This is a genomic window from Streptomyces sp. NPDC002911, assembly GCF_053591835.1.
Genome location: NZ_JBSFUO010000010.1, coordinates 211,261 through 231,313 on the forward strand (window position 1 = coordinate 211,261; position 20,053 = coordinate 231,313).

The following is a 20,053-nucleotide window of genomic DNA, read 5'->3' on the forward strand; positions in this document are numbered from 1 at the left end:
GCGGTTATAAGCAACTTCGGACGGGTGTGACTCCGAAAAATATGCTCACTTATCGCACAGGGGTGGTCCGACCCAGTCGTACGTGCTCGGATGGCCCACGCTCCTGAGCCCGGACCGAGATGCCGGAGCCGACCTTAGAACCGCGCCTGACCAGCGCTCCGGCGTACCACGAGAGGGACCGACTCGGTTTGCGGACGGGCCGCACGGACCGTGTCGGCGAGCCGACCTGACCGGTCCGGCGACGTTCGAACGTCGTTGCGGAATGGTTAGATCCCTCCAGCTGGTTCCTCGGCGTACCTGTCAGCGCTCGACGCCGGCGATGTCGAGAAGCCGGTGCATGAGCCCGGCGGGCAGTGTGGGGTTGCGGGCCGCGGCTCGGGCCATCCCGTCCTTGCCGAGCAGTTCGACGAGCCTGGGGAGGGGCAGGCGCGGGTCGGCCGCCGCATGGCGGCCCACCATGCCCTCCGCGTCGTGGGAGAGCCGCTCGACGAGCGCCTGTTCGGCTCGGGGGTCGAAAAGAGCCGCATACCGCAGCCGGTAGTTCGGATCGTTCCCGAACCGGGCCAGGCCGGGGCGCGCGAAGTTGCGGCGATAAGCCAGCATGCCCCAGCTCAGCCCGTCCCAGCCGGCGAACATCTCCAGGAGCAGCTCGTGCGGGGCGTGGTCGTTCTCGCAGAGCATCAGCCTGACGTAGTAGTCGTCGTCGGCTGCCAACCGCTCGATCACATCGGCGGGCAGTTCCGGTGCGCGCGTGACCCCCCGGCGCAGCAGGACGTGGCCGGAAGCCGCGATCTCCCGCAGGGCGTCCGGGTCACCGAAGCGTTCCGCCACCCAGTCAGGCACCGGATGGCGCCCCGGGGACACGGTGTAGTCGATCGCCGTCCGCTGGTCCTCGGTCACATCCGCACGCAGGGACACGGCGAGACGGACGGAGACTTCGGGGTCGGCGCCCAGCGCCAGTGCGAGCGCGGTGGGTACGTACGGGTTGCGGGCGGCCCCGTGACGTATCGAACCGTTCTCGTGGGCCACCAGCAGCGCGGCCAGGTCCGCGTCGACGGGTGCGGCGAACGCGGCGTCGCGGCGGCGACGCTCGTCGGTCTCCGCGAGAAAGCCCTCGACCGTCGTCGGCAGGGGCGCGTCGACGTGGGCAGCGCGTTCGACCGCCCCGCGCACCCAGGGATCGGGATCGGTCTCGGCCGCTGCCCGAACCTCCGGGCGCAGCCTGGGCCAGCTCCACGCGTTGATGGCGGCGGACCGGACGCGAGGGTCGGGATCCTCGGCCAGCGCGAGCCGCGTCGCCTCCGGCAGGCCGGGCAGCACGGCGGCGAAGTGCCGCAGCCGGGCCTCCGGTCCGGTGGCGAGCCGCATGGTCAGCTCCGGCGGCAGTTCGACGGCGAATTCGTACGCCGTCATCACCGCGGTGCGTCGCACCTTCGGGTCCGGATCCTCGGCCAGCACGGCGATCACCTCCGGCGGCAGGTACTGATTCCCGGCGAGGAGCGTGCGCACCTGCGGGTCGGGGTGCGCGACGGCGGCCTGCGCCGTCCGAGGGGGCAGCCGGTGGAAAGCGAGCCAGTACCGGGGGTCGGGCAGCGGGGTGACGGTGAAGACGCGCCGAAGTACCTCGTCCGGCGCCGCCTTGTTCGTGGCGAGCCCCACGATCCACTCCGCGTGCAGGCCGGTGTCGGCTCCGAGTGACCGCACGGCTTCGGCGCGAGTGGTGTCCGCGGCCTCCGGCACACCGAGGGCGATCCGGGTCAGCTGACGATCCTCTGGGTGTGCCATAAAACGATCTTCTCAGTCCTGCCCGGGGCCGGCCGACGGCGAATCGGTTGGCCGACCGGTTCGACCGGTGCCAGGGGCCGTGTCCCGGCCCCTCTGGGCATGGACCGGTTCTTCGCAGTCCTGCACGCCCGCACCCTCGTTGCCGCCGCCACGTTCAGCCGGTCAGCGCGCTGACATGGTCGCGTACGGCGGACGCCACGGCCGCGGAGTGGTCTGCCAGGTAGAAGTGACCGCCGCTGAAGCTGAGGAGGCTGAACTGTCCCGAAGTCCGGGCGGCCCAGTGGCGCATCTCGGCCGGGGACGCCACTGGATCGCTGTCGCCGGCCAGGGCGAGCACGGGGCAGGAGAGCGGCGGCCCCTCGGTGTGCCGGTAGGTCTCCACGACTTGGTAGTCGGCGCGGAGAGCCGGCAGGAACAGGGCACGCATCTCAGGGTTTTCGAGCACGCGCATGTCCGTCCCGCCCAGCCGCCTGATCTCGGCCACGAGACCGTCGTCGTCCCGCAGGTGCACCTCATGCCTCTGCCCGTCGTCGTGTGCGCGACGGCCGGAGACGATGAGAGTGACGGGCGGACTGCCGGCGGCGGTCAGCCGTCCGGCCACCTCGTGGGCGACCACGGCTCCCATGCTGTGCCCGAAGAGGGAAAGAGGGCGGTGGGCCCACGGAGCCAGTGCCTCCACGCTGTCGTCGGCCAGCTGATCGATGGTGCTGACGAATGGCTCCGTCCTGCGGTTCTGGCGCCCGGGGTACTGAACCGCCAGAACGTCGACGCCAGGACTCAGCGCGGCGGAGAGCGGTCGGTAGTAGCTCGCAGCGCCTCCGGCGTGCGGAAAACACACCAAGGTTGCCTCCGCGCCAGGGGACGAATGGAACTGCTGTATCCCTTTACTCGTGACGTGGGCGGCGTGGCTCACCATGGTTACTCCTCGGCGGTGGGTCCGTAGCGGCAGAAACACCCACCCGAGGACGATCTCCGGTGGGAGGGTCGTCGTGGCGGGCTGCGTCCTTTCGCGCCGAGTCTGCGCACGGGCATGCGACGGACGAAGTGGCGCCGACGGTGGATCTGCGACGGATGCGCTTGCTTTTCGAGGCATGCGCTTATGGGGACGGGTTATTGAACTTCGGCCCGGCCGGGTAAAGCTGTCCGGTCCGAATGGTCGGTGCCACCGACGTGGCGGTCGGTGTTCGAGTGAGGCATGGGCTGGGTCATTGTTCACCCGTTCCCACCGATCTGTCCAGCGGCCCAAGGGCCGGAGCGTCACCCGCGGATGACGTGAGAAGTACGCAACGGAAAGCGGGGCGAGCCGTTACCTCCTGGTAACCACTTGGCTTTCTTTCAATCCTTCCGTGAATGCGGAAGCCCCCGCAGGCCGTGCAGCACATACAAAAAAGGGCGTCACCCGTCATGCGAGGCCCGCAGACCCCTGCGCGCCGAATGCGCCGTCCGTCCTCGGCCCGTCGGAGCGGGCTCGGCACGACCTCGCCGTCGAGAGCCCCTCGTCCACGGCCCGCACGCCCACCGAGTCCGGGGGTGGGTGACACCACCGGGCAGTGTAGGGAGAGCCCCTTGATGGCGGAGCAACAGCATGCCTAACGTGATCCCACCCGCTGTTCAAACCCAAGAACTGCAGTTACCGACCGTTTGTTTGCGGTAAGACCGGAAAGCCGCTCGGCCGGCAGCTACCTGAGGCGGAACGCCCCTCGGGTGATGCCTCCGTTATTCATTGATCGCTCGCAACCTCTCCGAAGCACGGCACGGCAATGAGGCTGTGTGCGTGCACGTGCAGATCCGTGCCTGCTTTTCTGGGCGATGTTGCCGGAAGTGCACAAAAGCTACACGCGGCCTTATCCCTTCGTTCCGCCGTCTCATTCCGAGCGGATGACATTCCGCAGCTACCTTCGTGTCCTCCTTCGCGACGCGGCACCCTCACACGCTGTGTGACCAATGCGCCTCAGCAGGGATTTCGTCACTGCCGCAAGATGGGAACAGTGCAATGAACGTTTCTCCAGAATTCCTCAGCCCTCGCGATGACATCGCGGTCATCGGACTGTCGTGCCGCCTGCCCCGTGCAACTGATCCCGACGCTTTCTGGCGCTTGCTCAGCACCGGTACGACCGCTGTCTCCGAGATCCCCGACGGGCGGTGGGACGCGTCAGAGCTCTACGACGCCGACTCCACCCGCCCGGGCAAGACCAATTCGCGCTGGGGCGGTTTCCTGGAGGACGTCGGCCACTTCGACGCGGAGTTCTTCGGGATCTCCCCTCGTGAGGCCGCGGCCATGGACCCGCAGCAGCGGCTCATGCTCGAACTCAGCTGGGAAGCTCTGGAGAACGCCGGTGTGGTGCCCGGCTCGCTGCGTGGAGCACACGTCGGCGTCTTCGCCGGCGCGATCGGCACCGACTACGCGACGCTCAGCCAGCAGCAGGGTCTGGAGAGCATCGACCACCACACCGTGGTCGGCCTGAGCCGTGGCCTCATCGCGAACCGCGTGTCGTACGCGTGGGGACTGCGGGGTCCCAGCTTCGTCGTGGACTCCGCTCAGTCCTCCTCGCTCGTCGCCGTGCACCTGGCCTGCGAGAGCCTGCGGTCGGGCGAATCCGAACTGGCGCTGGCCGGTGGTGTGCACCTGAACGTCGTGCCCGACAGTACGGTCGCCGCCTCGAAGTTCGGCGGGCTGTCGCCCGACGGACGGTGCCACACCTTCGACGAGCGGGCCAATGGGTATGTGAGGGGTGAGGGCGGTGGCCTCGTCGTTCTGAAGCCCCTGCGCAAGGCACTGGCCGACGGCGACACGGTGTACTGCGTGATCCGCGGCAGCGCGGTGAACAACGACGGGGCGAGCGACGGTCTCACCACGCCCGACGTCTCGGCGCAGGAGTCCGTTCTGCGGACGGCGTACGAGCGGGCGGGCGTCGAGCCGAGCAGGGTGCAGTACGTCGAGCTGCACGGCACCGGCACGAAGGTCGGCGATCCGATCGAAGCCGCCGCACTGGGCGCGGTGACTGCCGACGGGCGGGCGGACAGCGCACCACTCGCCGTGGGGTCGGCCAAGACGAACGTCGGCCACCTGGAGGGCGCCGCGGGTATCACCGGGTTGCTCAAGACAGTGCTGGCGATCCGGTACGGCCAGCTCCCACCGAGCCTGAACTTCGAGCAGCCGAATCCCCGCATACCTTTCGCGGAACTCGGGCTGCGGGTCCAGACGGAACTCTCCGACTGGGGCCACCCGGCCCACGAGCGGCTGGCCGGCGTCAGTTCCTTCGGCATGGGCGGGGCCAACTGCCACGTCGTACTGTCCGGCGCACCTCGGACGGTGCACGCCGCCCCGGTGGACGTGCCCGCGGTTCCGGCGGTCGCCGGTGCGATGCCGGTGCCCTACGTGCTCAGCGCCAGGAACGCGGCAGCCGTGCGCGGCCAGGCCGCGCGACTGCACGAGTCCCTGGCGGGACGGCCCGACGTCGACCCCGTCGGCATCGCCTCCACGTTGCTCTCGTCCCGTACGCTCTTCCGCCACCGGGCCGTCGTCCTGGCGCCGGGCCGGGAAGAGCTGCAGGAAAGCCTCGACCGGATCGCGCGCGGTGTCCCCGGCGCGGGTGTCGTCCTGGGACACGCGGACTCCTCGCGTGACACCCGCCAGATCTTCGTCTTTCCCGGCCAGGGCGCCCAGTGGGCGGGCATGGGCAAGGAACTTCTGGCCTCCTCCCCGGTGTTCGCCGCCTGCATAGCACGCTGTGACCGGGCACTCAGCGCCCACGTGGACTGGTCGCTGCCCGAGGTGCTGCTCAGCGGGGAAGGACTGGAGCGGGTCGACATCGTCCAGCCCGTCTCGTGGGCTGTCATGGTGTCACTCGCGGCGCTGTGGGAGGCGGCAGGCGTGTCACCCGACGCAGTGGTCGGCCACTCCCAGGGGGAGATCGCGGCTGCAGTCGTCGCCGGCGCGTTGTCCATGGAGGACGCGGCGAAGGTGGTGGTACTGCGCAGCAGGCTGATCGCCGACCGGTTGGCGGGGAAGGGGGCCATGACGTCGGTCGGCCTGCCGGCTGACGAGGTGCGTGCGCGGATCCGGTCCCACCCGGGTGTCTCGGTGGCCGTGGTCAATGGCCCCAGGTCGACCGTGCTCTCCGGCGATCCGGAGGTTCTTGAGGGCCTTGAGGCCGAATGGGAGCAAGCCGGCGCCAAGGTCCGGCGCATCGCCGTGGATTACGCCTCGCACAGCCCGCAGGTGGACTCCCTCCGGGACGAACTCCTCAGCGGCCTGGCCGGCATCGCCCCGGTCGCCGGGCGGGTGCCCCTGATGTCGACGGTGGAGTGTGCCTGGCTGGACGGTGACACCCTGGGCGCTGAGTACTGGGTGCGCAATCTGCGTGAACCGGTGCGCTTCAGTGCGGCGGTCCAGGAACTGCTGGCCGCGGGTTACACGAATTTCGTCGAGTGCAGTCCGCACCCCGTGCTGACCGCGGCCGTCGCCGACACAGCCGAGGAAGCAGCGGTGACGGGCGTCTTCACGACCGGTTCGCTGCGGCGCGACGACGGAGGGCTGGAGCGGTTCCTCTCCTGCCTTGCGGAGACGTATGTGCGGGGCGCGCCTGTCCGATGGGCCGGCTTCCTCCCCGAGGGCATCGAGCCGTGGCCGGCGCACGAACTTCCGACCTACGCGTTCCAGCGGCGGCGGCACTGGATAACAGCCGGGCCCTCACGCCCGAGTGGTCCTGGGCCGGCCGTCGCCGCGCCGCAGGAGCACGGCGCCGAGCCGGAGCGGCAGGAAACCGACGCGCTGGCCCCCGCGCTCGGTCTCGTCCGAGCGCAGACCGCCGTGGTCCTGCGCACGGATCCGGCGGAGGTCCAGGCCGACCGGACTTTCAAGGACCAGGGTTTCGACTCGGTCATGGCCGTGGAACTGCGTAACCGGCTCAACGCGGCCACCGAACTCGCGCTGCCGTCCGGCGTCGTCTTCGACCACCCCACTCCGGAGCGCCTGGCCGGGGAGATCGACGCTCTGCGCAGCGCGGGCGGTGCTTCCGCGGCGGCGGTGGCCGAGGCCGTGCGCGCCTCGGAGAAGCCGGTCGAGGACGACCCCATCGTCATCGTCGGTATGAGCTGCCGCTTCCCCGGGGGTGTCCGGTCTCCGCAGGACCTGTGGCGGCTGGTGCATGACGCGGGGGAAGCCCTGGGCGACTATCCCGCCGACCGCCATTGGGACGTGCTGGATCCCCTCGCCGGGAGTCCGGCCGACGAGGAACGCCCCCGCAAGGGCGGTTTCCTGTACGACGCGGCCGAGTTCGACGCCGAGTTCTTCGGCATCGCGCCGCGCGAAGCGCTCGCGATGGACCCTCAGCAGCGACTGCTGCTGGAGGCGTCGTGGGAGGCCCTGGAGGCGGCCGGCATCGTGCCGGAGACGCTTCGGGGCAGCCGGACCGGAGTCTTCGCCGGGGCCATGGCGGGGGATTACGGGACACGTCTGCACGAAAGCCCGGACCAAGTCGCCGGACATCTCCTGACCGGCCTGGCATCCAGCGTGGTGTCGGGCCGAGTGGCGTACTGCCTGGGACTCGAGGGGCCCGCCCTCACGGTGGACACGGCGTGCTCGTCGTCCCTCGTGGCACTCCACCTCGCCGCTCACGCGCTGCGCCAGGGCGAGTGCACCCTCGCGCTGGCCGCCGGCGTCACGGTGATGAGCACGCCCGGGATGTTCACCGAGTTCGGACGTCACCAGGCACTTGCCTCGGACGGCCGCTGCAAGGCGTTCTCGGACGCGGCGGACGGCACCGGATGGTCGGAGGGCGTCGGCGTCCTGGTGGTGGAGAGGCTGTCCGACGCCCGGCGCAACGGTCACAGCGTCCTCGCGGTTCTGCGGGGGTCCGCCGTCAACCAGGACGGCGCCTCCAACGGCCTGACCGCGCCGAACGGTCCCTCGCAGCAGCGGGTGATCCGGCAGGCACTGGCCGGCGCGGGCCTGTCAGCGGCAGAGGTCGACGTGGTGGAGGCACACGGCACCGGTACCGCACTGGGCGATCCGATCGAGGCGCAGGCGCTTCTGGCGACCTACGGACAGGAGCGCGATGCCGAGCACCCTCTGTGGCTCGGCTCCCTGAAGTCGAACATCGGGCACACCCAGGCCGCGGCAGGTGTCGCCGGCGTGATCAAGATGGTCATGGCCCTGCGACACGGCGTGCTGCCACAGACACTGCACGTACAGGAACCCTCGCGAAAGGTCGACTGGGCCGGGGGCGCCGTCGAGCTGCTCACCCGGGCGCGGCTCTGGCCCGAGGGCGAGCGGGCCCGGCGTGTGGCTGTTTCCTCCTTCGGTATCAGTGGGACGAACGCCCACGTCATCATCGAGCAAGCGCCGCCGGACGAGCCGGCCGGCGGCCGGCGCACGGAGACCCCCACGACGGCGCGAACGGCCCTGCCGTGGATGATCAGCGGAAAGTCCCCGGCCGCCGTGGCGGGCCAGGCCGAGCGGTTGCGCTCCTTCGTCGAGGCGCAGCCGGAACTGCGGCCGGCGGACATCGGGTACTCACTGGCCACGGTGCGTACCGCCTTCCCGCATCGGGCGGTCGTGACCGGTCGGAACCACGAGGAGCTGCTGTCCGGGCTCGAGGCCCTGGCTGACGGCCGCAGTGCCCCGGGCGTGGGTAGGGGACAAGCCGTGCCGGAGGGCGAACTGGCCTTCATGTTCACCGGCCAGGGCGCCCAGCGCCTGGGCATGGGTCGTGAACTGCACGCCGAGTACCCGGTGTTCGCCGCCGCGTTCGACGCCGTGGTGGACGAGCTGGACCGGCATCTGGACCGTTCGCTGCGCAGCGTCGTCTGGGGTACGGACAAGGAACTCCTGGACCGCACGGTCCACACCCAGGCAGCGCTGTTCGCCGTCGAGGTGGCGTTGTACCGGCTGCTGGAGGACTGGGGCATCCGGCCGGACTACGTCACCGGTCACTCGGTCGGAGAACTGGTGGCCGCGCACGTGTCCGGTGGGCTGTCCCTGCCGGACGCGGCACTGCTGGTCGCGGAGCGCGGCCGTCTGATGCAGCGGCTTCCCGCGGACGGAGCCATGGTCGCCGTCCAGGCCAGTGAGGACGAGGTGCTGCCGCACCTCACCGACCGGGTGAGCGTCGCGGCCGTCAACGGCCCGGAGTCGGTCGTCCTGTCCGGTGACGAGGAAGCCGTGCTCGCGCTCGCCGCCGCATGGTCACGACGCGGCCGCAGGACGCGCAGGCTGGCGGTCAGCCACGCCTTTCACTCGCCCCTGATGGAGCCCATGCTGGATCGCTTCCGCACCGTCGCGGAAGGCCTCACCCCCGCCGCCCCGAACATCCCCGTCGTGTCCAACCTCACCGGGCGCCGCGTTTCCGCACAGGAACTCGGCGACGCCGAACACTGGGTCCGGCACGCACGGGAGACAGTGCGCTTCGCCGACGGCATCCGCCACCTCAGGGAGCAGGGCGTCACCCGCTTCGTGGAGCTCGGCCCGGACGGTGTGCTGAGCGCGATGGCACAAGGCTGCCTGGATGACACCGAACAGCTGATTCTGCCGGTGCTCCGCAAGGAAAGGCCCGAGCAGACGGCCCTGGCTCTCGCCGTCGGACAGCTGCACGCATCAGGCATGGAGGTCGACTGGGCCGCCTACTTCTCGGGCGTGGACGCCCGCACAGTGGATTTGCCGACGTACGCCTTCCAGCGCGAGCGTTACTGGCTGGAGCCGCTCACCCAGGAGCCGGACCTCGCGTCCGCCGGTCTGATCCCGGTGGGGCACCCGCTGCTGGCAGCGGCCGTGCAGTGGGACGACGGGGCGGTGCTCACCGGTCGGCTCAGCACCCGGCGCCTGCCCTGGCTCGCCGATCACCAACTGGGCGACGCCCTCGTGGTGCCGGGTACTGCGCTGCTGGAGACAGCGGCGCGGGCCGCCGAGGAGACCGGCCACGGCGAGGTCGCGGAACTGCTGCTGCACACTCCGCTCGTCGTCTCCGACGGCGAAGCGACCGACGTACAGGTGAGGATCGAAGCGACGGACACCCCCGGTGTGTCCGTGCTCCACCTGCTCTCCCGGCGCGCCGGTGCCGACGAGTGGACCCCTCACGCCACGGGAACGCTGGGCGCGGAGCCGGTCGCCGCACCGAAGGGCGCGGAGCCTCTGACCGCGTGGCCTCCGGCGGGCGCTGTGGCGCTGGACGTCGAGCACTACTACGACGAACTCGCGGCACGCGGCCTCACGTACGGTCCGGCCTTCCGCGGCGTGCAGGGAGTCTGGCGCAACGACGGCGAGCTGTTCGCCGAGGTGCGGCTGCCGGACGCCGCTGCGGCGCAGTGCGGCGAGTACCTGCTGCACCCCGCGTTGCTGGACGCGGCGCTGCACCCGCTCGCCGCGGGCGAGCTGCTGCCCGACACGCAGGGCGCGCGGCTGCCGTTCTCCTGGTCCGCCGTACGCCATCACGCCTACGGAGCCTCGGCTCTGCGTGTGCGGATACGGCTGGAAGGCCCCGACACGGTTCATCTGACGGCCTGGGACACGCAGGGCGGCCCCGTCGTCGAAGCCGGCGTGGTGCTGCGGCCGGTGCCGGCGGCGGGACTCCGGCCGGCGCTGTCCGCCGGCAGCGAGGAGCCGCTGTACCGGATGGTGTGGACCCCGCTCGGGGCCGCGGCTGCGAGTGGTGGGCAGGCGCCGCCGGCACAGCGATGCATGGTGGTCGGCGACGGTCCCGTCGCGGAGGCCGTGCACGACCACCTGGCAGGTACCGGCACAGCGGTGGACCGCGTCGGCGGTTTCACGGGTGCGGAACCCGAGCGGGTGCGCGCCGGACTGGCCGCGGTGCTGGAGCGGATCCAGTCGTGGCTCGCCGGGCCGCGGCAACAGGAGGAGCGCCTGGCGGTGATCACCCAGCAGGCGTGCTCGGCCGGTCCCGACGCGGCGGTCGATCCGATGCACGCGGCTGTCTGGGGGCTGGTCCGGACGGTGCAGACCGAGTACCCCGGACTGGTGCGGCTCATCGACGTCGACAGGACGGAAGGCGTGATCGAGGGGCTCTCCTCCGCCGTGGGTGTCGCGGTACCGCAGCTCGCGCTGCGGGCCGGTGGGCTCCTCGTTCCGCGACTGGAGCACGTCAAGGCATCGGCCGGCGCACCGCCGCCGACGGCCGTCGCCCCGGACGGTGACGCCGCACAGTCGGCGAACACGTCGGTGCTGGTCACCGGCGCCGGAGGCGTGGTGGGCTCGGCGCTCACCCGTCATGTCGTAGCCACTCGAGGGGTCGGCCATGTCGTCCTGGTGAGCCGGCGCGGCGCGGCGGGACCGGGCGTGACCGAGCTTGCCGACGACATCCGGGAGCTGGGGGCCACGGTCACCGTCGCCGCCTGCGACGCGGCCGACCGCGAGCAGGTCGCCGCGGTCCTGGCGGACATCCCCGCCGCGTACCCGCTGCGGGGTGTCATCCACGCCGCCGGGACGCTTGCGGACACCATCTTCGACACGCTGACTCCCGACCGGCTGAACGCTGTGCTCGACGCCAAGGTGAACGCGGTGCACGTGCTCGACGAAGCCACCCGGGAACTGGAGCTGGACTGGTTCGTGGCGTGCTCGTCCGTCGCCGGCTGGTGGGGGACCGCCGGACAGGCGAACTACGCGGCGGCGAACGCGTGTGTGGACGCGCTGATCGAGAACCGGCACCGTGCGGGCCACCCTGCGCTGTCGCTCGCCTGGGGGCTGTGGGAGGAGAGAAGTGAACTCTCCGGGCACCTGAGCGACGTGGACATCCAGAGGATGGCACGCGTGGGGATCGAGCCGCTGTCCACGATGGACGCGCTGTGGGCGTTCGACAGCGCCCTGGCGAGGCGGGAACCGGTCCTCGCACCGGTCCGGCTGGGCGCGGCCGGCCGGCCGGGAGCCGTCACGGGGTCCCTTCCGCCCTTCCTCACGACTGGCGCCTCCGGTGCGCGCGTCCCGGAGCGTGTGCACGCGGCACGGCCGCAGCCGACGAGCCCGGTCTTCGCCCCGGCCGGCGGTTCACCCATGGCACTGCCTCCCACGAGGGAGCAGCGGCGCCAGGCCCTGACGGACCTCGTCCGGACGGGCACCGCGGCTGTCCTCGGATGGAAGGACCTCCGTGACGACCAGTTGGGAGCGGCGTTCTCGGAGCTGGGCGTGGACTCGCTGATGGCGCTCGAACTGCGCGCCGTTCTGAGCAACACCACGGGGACCCAGCTGCCGCCCACCGTGCTGTTCGACTGCCCCACACTCTCGTCACTGGTGGATCACCTCATGCAGGTCCTCGGGGGAGAGGAGGAGCCGGCGGCGGCCCCGACGCCGCAGACCGCGGCCACCACGGTCGCGGAGGACGATCCGATCGTCATCGTGGGCATGGCGTGCCATTACCCCGGAGGCGTCGCGTCCCCCGACGACCTGTGGGACCTGGTGGCAAGCGGTACCGACGGCGTGACACCGTTCCCCACGGACCGCGGCTGGGACTTCGAGACGCTGTTCGCCGACGATCCGGACCTTCCGGGCACCAGCCATGCGCGGTCCGGTGGCTTCCTGCACGACGCCGCGATGTTCGACGCCAAGTTCTTCGGTGTCTCCCCACGCGAGGCGCTCGCCACCGACCCGCAGCAGCGACTTCTGCTGCAGACCTCGTGGGAGGCGCTGGAACACGCGGGCATCAACCCTCACACGCGCAAGGGCTCGCCGACCGGCGTGTTCGCCGGCATCATGTACCACCACTACGGCTCCCGCCTCCACGAGACCCCGGACGGCATGGAGGGCTACCTGATCAACGGCAGCCTGGGCAGCGTGGCGTCGGGCCGGGTCTCGTACGTCCTGGGGCTCGAGGGTCCGGCGCTGACGGTGGACACCGCGTGCTCGTCCTCGCTGGTCGCGCTGCACCTGGCGAGTCAGGCACTGGAGCGGGACGAGTGCTCGCTGGCCCTCGTGGGCGGGGTGACCGTGATGTCCATCCCCAGCACGTTCGTCGATTTCAGCCGGCAGCGGGCGCTCGCCCCGGACGGGCGCTGCAAGGCCTTCTCGGCAGACGCGAACGGTACCGGATGGGCCGAGGGCGTAGGCGTGCTCGTCGTCGAGAAGATGTCGGAAGCCCGGCGCAACGGTCACCGGATCCTGGCCGTCGTGCGTGGCTCCGCGGTGAACCAGGACGGTGCCTCCAACGGTCTGACCGCCCCGAGCGGTCCCTCGCAGCAGCGCGTCATGCAGCAGGCCCTCGCCAACGCGGCACTGTCCCCCGGGGACATCGACGTGGTCGAGGCGCACGGCACGGGCACCGCCCTGGGCGATCCGATCGAGGCCCAGGCGCTTCTGTCGACGTACGGAGCCGACCGCGAACGGCCCCTGTGGCTGGGCACGCTGAAGTCCAACATCGGGCATACCCAGGCGGCTGCCGGGGTCGGCGGCATCATCAAGATGGTCATGGCGATGCACCACGGTGTCATGCCACGGACGCTGCACGTGGCGGAGCCCACGTCGCACGTCGACTGGAGTTCGGGGGCGGTTCGTCTGCTGACCGAACAGCGGACGTGGCCCGCGGAGCACGGCCCGCGGCGGGCGGCCGTCTCCTCCTTCGGTATCAGCGGCACGAACGCCCACGTGATCCTGGAGCATCCGTCGGACCCCGCCCCGGCGGAACCCGACCCGAAGCGGCCCGCGACGAGCGTGCTTCCTTGGGTGCTCAGCGGTACGACGCGCAACGCCCTCGCGGCTCAGGCAAGCCGTCTGCTCGAATTCGCCGACGCCCGGCCTGAAGCGGACGACCACGCGGTGGCCGCGACGCTGGCCTCGGGACGCGCGACCTTCAGGCACCGCGCTGTCGTGCTCGGTGCCGCACACGACGAGTTCGTCGGCGGACTGTCCGCCGCCGCGCGGACGGAACAACATCCCCACGTCGTTCTGGCCGACGACACCCGCGAGGCGGGGAAGACCGCGTTCCTGTTCTCCGGGCAGGGAAGCCAGCGGGTGGCGATGGGCCGCGAGCTGTACCGCGCGTTCCCCGCGTACGCCGAGGCGTTCGACGCGGTGAGCGCGGCCCTGGAGGTCCATCTGGACCGCCGGCTGGCGGACGTCGTCTTCGCGGACGCCGGCGACCCCGAAGCGGCCGCGGTGCTGAACCGCACCGAGTACGCGCAGCCGTGTCTGTTCGCTCTGCAGGTCGCTCTTTTCCGGTTGGTCACCTCCTGGGGAGTGCGGCCGGCGTACCTGGCCGGCCACTCGGTCGGGGAGATCGCGGCGGCGCACGTGGCCGGTGTCCTGTCGCTGCCGGATGCCGCCGAACTGGTCGCGGCGCGTGGCCGCCTGATGCAGGAGCTGCCCGACGGCGGCGCCATGGTCGCGGTCCAGGCTCCGGAGGACGAGGTCAGGGCACTGCTGGCGGGTCGTGACGCCGTCGGCGTCGCGGCCGTCAACGGGCCCACCGCCACGGTCGTCTCGGGCGAGAGCGGGCAGGTCGCGGACGTCGTCGAGCAACTGGAGCAGCGCGGTCACAGGACCCGCGCGCTGCGCGTGAGCCACGCGTTCCACTCGCCGCTCATGCAGCCCATGCTCGACGGCTTCCGCGCCGTCCTGTCCCGGATCGACTTCGGCGTGCCGCAGATCCCGCTGGTCTCCACACTCACCGGCGCGCCGGCCGAAACCGGCGATTTCACCTCGGTCGAGTACTGGGTGACGCACGTGCGCGAGGCCGTCAGGTTCTCCGACGGCGTGCGTGCGCTGGAAGAGGAAGGAGTGCGGACGATCGTGGAGCTGGGGCCGGACGGAACGCTGTCCGCCCTGGCCGCGGGATGCCTGCGGGAGCCGTCCGGAGCCACCCTGGTCCCTCTGCTCCGCAAGGACCGGCCGGAGGACAGGGCGCTGCTCGAAGCGGTGGCCCGTCTGTTCGTGCAGGGTGCCCCCGTGCAGTGGAGCTCGGTGCTCGGTGAGGCGCCGGTTCAGCCGTCGCTGCAGCTGCCCACCTACGCGTTCCAGCGTGAGCGGTACTGGCTCGACTCCGACGCCGCCCCCGCCGCCCGCCGCGCTGCGGACCTGCCCGGCGAGCTGGGACATCCGCTGCTGGGCGCGGCGATCCACCTCGCCAACGGCGGAGTGGCTCTGACCGGCCGGCTGTCCACCGCGGGTATCGACTGGCTGCCGGACCACCAGGTGGGCGATGCCGTCGTCGTGCCGAGCACCGCGATCGTGGAGATGCTGGCCAGGGCCGGGCAGCAGGCCGGTGCCCCGCGAGTCGCCGAACTCGTCCTGCGCGCACCGATGGTGGTCCCACCGGAGGACGACCTGGACATCCAGCTGTTCGTCTCGCCGTCCGGCGGTCAGGGACTGTGCGACGTGAGCGTGCACTCCAGGCCCGCCGCGGCCGGGGACGACGTGCCGTGGACCGACAACGCGACGGCCCGGCTCACGGTTCAGGTGGAGACGACGGTTCCGGAGGCCGACACGATGCCGGCCTGGCCGCCCGGCGGAATGGAGAGGTACGACCTGGAGGGGGCTTACGCCGACCTCGAATGGCAGGGCCTTCGCTACGGACCCGCTTTCCGGGGCGCCGGCGCCGTCTGGTACCGGGACGGTGAGGTCTTCGCCGAGGTCGAACTGCCGGAGCACGTGGAGAAGGAAGCGGGGACCTATCTGCTGCATCCGGCCCTGCTCGACGCGGCGCTCCATCCGCTGACAGTGCCGGGAGTGCTGCCGGCCGCCGCGGGACTGCGGCTGCCGTTCTCCTGGGCAGGTGCGGAGATCCACCAGCACGGTGCCGCACGCCTGCGCGTCCGGCTCGTGCGGACCGGTGACAACACCGTGGCGTTCACCGCGTGGGACCCGGACGGCGGTCTGGTGATGACGGCCGACGGCCTGACCCTGCGGGTGATGGGGCCGGACGAACTCCGGGTACTGGAGAGTACGCCGCAGCAGTGCCTCTACGAGGTGCAGTGGGCGCCGGTACCAGCGGCCTCACCGACGGCCGACGGTCCGGCGTACCGGTACCTGATGCTGACCGGGGACGCCGAGACGGACGCGGCTGCCGCCCGTATGGCGCAGGGTGGCAGGGACGTGCACTCCCTGAAGTGCCTCGACGAGACCGCTCCGGCTCCCGCACAGGTGCGTGCCGCGCTCTCCGCCGTTCTGACGGAGGTGCAGGGCTGGCTGGCCGAGGAGCCGACCCCGAAGGAACGTCTGGTCGTCGTCACGCAGAACGCGGTCACGACGGACGGGCAGTCCCAGAGCTGTGACCCCGCTCAGGCAGCGGTCTGGGGCATGTTGCGCGCGGCACAGACCGAACACCCCGGACGTCTGCTGCTGGTCGATCTCGACGCGGACCCCGCGTCGGCCGACGGGCTCGAGGCACTGCTGGCGGACGGCGAGCCGCAGATCGCCGTACGGGCCGGGAAGGCGCACGCTCCCCGGCTGGTCACGGCAGCGGTGGACGCCCCCGCACAGGCGACGCCCGGCACTCTTCCGGCGGACTCCGGCACTGCCTGGGCTACGGCCTCCCTGCTGGTGACGGGAGCAGGTGGCGTGGTGGGCTCGGCGCTCGCGCGGCACGCGGTCCGGACACATGGTGTGGGCCACGTGGTACTGCTCAGCCGACGCGGCGAGCGGGCTCCCGGCATGGTGGAGCTGGCGGACGAGTTGCGGGCTCTCGGCGCCACGGTCTCAATCGAGGCATGTGACGTCAGCGATCACAGCCAGCTTGCGAGCGTCCTGTCACGCGTACCGGCGGACCGTCCGCTGCGCGGTGTCATCCACGCGGCCGGAACGACCCAGGACGGCACCTTCCGCGGACTGGTGTGGGAGAAGCTGGAGGGACTGCTGCCGTCCAAGGTGGACGCTGTGCACCACCTCGACGAGCTCACCCGGGATCTCTCGCTCGACTGGTTCGTCGTGTGCTCGTCGGCCGCGGGCTGGTGGGGCAGCGCCGGACAGGCGAACTACGCGGCGAGCAACGCATGCGTCGACGCCATGGTGCAGCGACGCCGTGCGGCGGGACACGCGGGACTGTCCCTGGCCTGGGGGCTGTGGGCGGAGCGCAGCGAGCTGAGCGGTCATCTCGACAGTGGTGACCTGCGCCGGCTCGCCCGTCTGGGCATCGCTCCCCTCGCCACCGTGGACGCGCTGACGGCCTTCGACACGGCGCTGGGAGCGGACAACCCCGTGCTGCTGCCTCTGCGGCTGGACACCCGGAACTTGTCCGACACCGAGGCGTCGCCCCTCACGCCGCTGCTGCGCGACCACCTCCGTCAGTCGTCGCACGCGGCGAAGCCGTCGGGCCGGGCGGGAGCCGTGAGGCCGCTCGGGGAGCGGCTGGCCCCCCTGGACGCGGAAGAGCGGGCGAAACTGCTGGAGTCGGTGGTGGCGGAGGAAGTCGCGGCGGTCCTGGGGTTCACCACGACGGAGGACGTCGAGGCGGACCGCAACTTCTTCGAAATCGGGTTCGACTCGCTGACGGCTCTCGAACTCAGGAACCGTATCGAGAAGCTGGTGGGGCAGCCCCTCGCGGCCACCGTGGTCTTCGACCACCCCACTCCGGGCGCTCTGGCACGGTACCTGCCCACGCAGATCACCGTACCGGCCGAAGAGGCGAGGCCTGCGGTGAGTGTCGTCGAGGGCGGGCGTGAGGCCGCGACGGTGTCCGAGGCCGCGGTAGTGCCTGAGCCGGTGCTCCCCCTGGAGGGACTGACCGTCCTGCTGACAGGGGCCACCGGAGCGCTGGGGCAGCTGTTCGCGATGGCTGTGGCGGAAGCCGGGGCGAACCTCGTGGTGACCGGGCGCGACGTGGAAAGGCTGGACCATCTCACGCTCAAGCTGCGGGAACGGCAGGCCGAAGTCCTCGCGCTGCCGACGGACCTGAGTGATCGCGAGTCGATGCCGCGGCTGATAGCGGCGGCCGGCGAACGGTTCGGTTCGGTCGACGTTCTGGTGAACAACGCAGGAGTGACCGGTCCGGCCGGCCCGCTGTGGGAGACGGACGACGACGCGTGGTGGCACGCCATGGAGGTCAACCTCCGTGGCAGCACCCGCGCCTGCCGTGCCGTCCTGCCAGGCATGATCGAGCGGCACGGTGGCCGGGTCATCAACATCGTCAGCTCGGCGGGGAAGCACCGGTGGCCTCTTGTCTCCGGGTACTCCGTGTCGAAGGCCGCGTTGATCAAGCTGGGTGAGAACCTGGCGCCCGAACTGGAAGGGACGGGCGTCGCGGTGCTCAGTTACCACCCCGGCCTCGTCGACCTCGGCATCACCCAGCGGCAGATCGAGGGCGGGTTGACCGGGGAGCGGTGGAGTGACGAAGTCAGGGCGTGGCTGCTGGCCCAGCGCGAGAGTCATCGGCTCGCCGACCCTCGTCGCTCGGCGGAGATGCTCGTCCGCCTGGCCGCAGGTGAAGCTGATCCGCTGTCCGGCCGCTACCTCACCGTGGAGGACGACCTCGCCTCTCTGGTGAACGCCCGGCGACCGGCCAGGTGAGCGGCACGGACACGTAGCACAGGCCGGCTCGGCGCAGTCGGCGCCCCGGTCGGCGACGCGGATTCTCCCAGCGGAGTTTCCCCTCGCCGGCCGGGCCGTGCCGGGCTCGTCCTCTGCTGCTGTGTCGGCAGCGGACGCTCCGGACGCGCAACCAGCCCGGCCCGGGCGTGCGAGCTGAACAGAGAACCGGCGAAGCTCCTGGGCCGGTGAGTGGGATGTCGAAGAGCTCCTGCGACGGCACAGAGCCCCGTACGGTGCGGGCGTCGACGGCGTCGGCCGGTCAGTGGCCGTCCTCGAAGGGCTCACTCGTACCGTGCGCGTGGGTGATCTTGGAAAGCTCGAACGCGAAACGGAAGGCGAAATCACCGGCGTTCACGGGCCGGGCCACTATGTCCGAAGCCCGGTTGAGGCGCTTGACGAGGGTGTTGACGTGCACGTTGAGGCGTCGGGCGGCTCGGGTGGGGCTGCCGAGTTCCTCGAACCAGACATGCATCGTCTCGCGCAGGACCGAGTGACGCGGTTCGACGAGGCTTCCGAGCTGGCTTCGGACGAAACGCCGAGCCAGTTCCACGTCGCGGCTGGCGAAGACCAGCGCGACGACGTCGCAGACGGAGACGATGTTGCCGGCCTCGGCCGTCGCACCGGGACATGCGGGCTGCGGCATGGCCCGGTCTGTGAGGCGCTGGGTCTCCAGCGCCTCGCGATGGGTGATCCGGAAGCCGTTGCTGCCATAGTGGGGCATACCCAGACTGATGCGGACGCCGGCAGGCACGGACAGGCGAGCACGCAGTACGTCCACACCGGGAGGGTTCTCCGGGACGCTGAGCCATCCGTGCAGAGCATGCCCGTCCGCCAGTACCACCAGGTCCTGTCGTGCTCGCAGTTGGGAACCCAGCCGCGTCGCGACCCCCCTCAAAGTGGCTTCCGTGGCTCCGGGGCCCCACACCACGAAACCCATGTGCCGGGTGTTCATCCGATAGCCAAGACGCCGTTCCGCTTCGGCGTCGTCCAACTCGCCCGCCAGTACCGCCCGGGTGGCTTCCAATGCGTCGGAAATCCCGCAGCGCCGCAGTAGTTGCTGCTCCTGACGGTAGACCGCGATCGCTCGGGACAGCGCTGCCTGGCGGAACTGGAACAGCCGGCCCATTGCCACCGACAGCATGTCGGCGCGGTCGCTGTCCCCCGAACAGCTGGAGGCGCACCGCAGTTCCCTGCTGAAGGCGTCGAGTAGCTCGTTTCCCGCGACGTCGTAGCTGAGTACAAGATCCACGAGCTTGATCCCCACTGCGGGGAGCCGGCGTGCCAAGTCCTCCGCCGCTGCGGGGAGTGAAGCCCCACAAGCCATATCGCCTGTGGCCACCGCCTTGCTGACGACCGGTAGAAGTGAGGAGCACGACGCGCGAAATGCAATCTCGACCTCGCGGCCGTTCGTGACGAAGGAAGGAACGGCCGCGACGCAAGCTCGGAACACTCGGTCGGTGATGTCGTCCGGATTCGCGTCGATCCATTCTGCGAAGGCGGTGACGTGGCGGGTGCCGGGCAAGATGGTGCTCATGTGTATGCAATTTACAACCATCTCCGTGGGGAATTGTCGAGGAAAAGGAAACAATGGAGTGAACTCTATTGCGTCCGCACTACGCAGTTGCTGGGTGCTGAGGCGGCCGGGACGGACGCTGTGAACGTGCTGTCGTCGGGCGTGCGAAATGCGGTCCGCGGTGGGCGACGGCATCAATGCGCGGGCGACTTCCGTTTTTTACACCGTGTTGACGGACGTGCGCGCCGTCTTCCTTCGCCGGCGCGATCGTGCCCTCGTCATCCGCCGGGGGA

Annotated in this window: 4 protein-coding genes; 1 reads left to right on the plus strand and 3 read right to left on the minus strand. The window is 70.7% G+C overall.

Annotation, left to right across the window (positions count from 1 at the left end; genetic code table 11):
* Positions 1 to 300: 300 nt before the first annotated feature.
* Together ACWD04_RS18245 and ACWD04_RS18250 are read right to left on the minus strand one after the other, a co-directional pair.
* A complete protein-coding gene (locus ACWD04_RS18245) occupies positions 301 to 1,785 on the minus strand; it encodes a hypothetical protein (RefSeq protein WP_451133046.1) in 1,485 nt (494 codons plus the stop codon).
* A gap of 154 nt (positions 1,786 to 1,939) precedes the next feature.
* A complete protein-coding gene (locus ACWD04_RS18250; protein WP_451133048.1) occupies positions 1,940 to 2,623 on the minus strand; it encodes a thioesterase II family protein in 684 nt (227 codons plus the stop codon).
* Between the two features lie 1,155 nt (positions 2,624 to 3,778).
* Here ACWD04_RS18250 and ACWD04_RS18255 point away from each other — a divergent pair.
* Positions 3,779 to 18,226: an SDR family NAD(P)-dependent oxidoreductase gene (locus tag ACWD04_RS18255; RefSeq protein ID WP_451133050.1), complete on the plus strand. Its 14,448-nt coding sequence runs from the start codon at positions 3,779 to 3,781 to the stop codon at positions 18,224 to 18,226.
* A 280-nt stretch (positions 18,227 to 18,506) separates the two neighbouring features.
* Here the strand turns inward: ACWD04_RS18255 and ACWD04_RS18260 are convergent, their stop codons facing one another.
* Positions 18,507 to 19,769 (minus strand): PucR family transcriptional regulator, encoded by a 1,263-nt coding sequence (locus ACWD04_RS18260; RefSeq protein ID WP_451133052.1) that lies wholly within the window; start codon positions 19,767 to 19,769, stop codon positions 18,507 to 18,509.
* Positions 19,770 to 20,053: the final 284 nt, after the last annotated feature.

Excerpts from the sequence above, each read along its gene's own strand:
- ACWD04_RS18245 (WP_451133046.1), bottom strand. The coding sequence starts at position 1,785 with ATGGCACACCCAGAGGATCGTCAGCTGACCCGGATCGCCCTCGGTGTG.
- ACWD04_RS18255 (WP_451133050.1), top strand. The coding sequence starts at position 3,779 with ATGAACGTTTCTCCAGAATTCCTCAGCCCTCGCGATGACATCGCGGTC.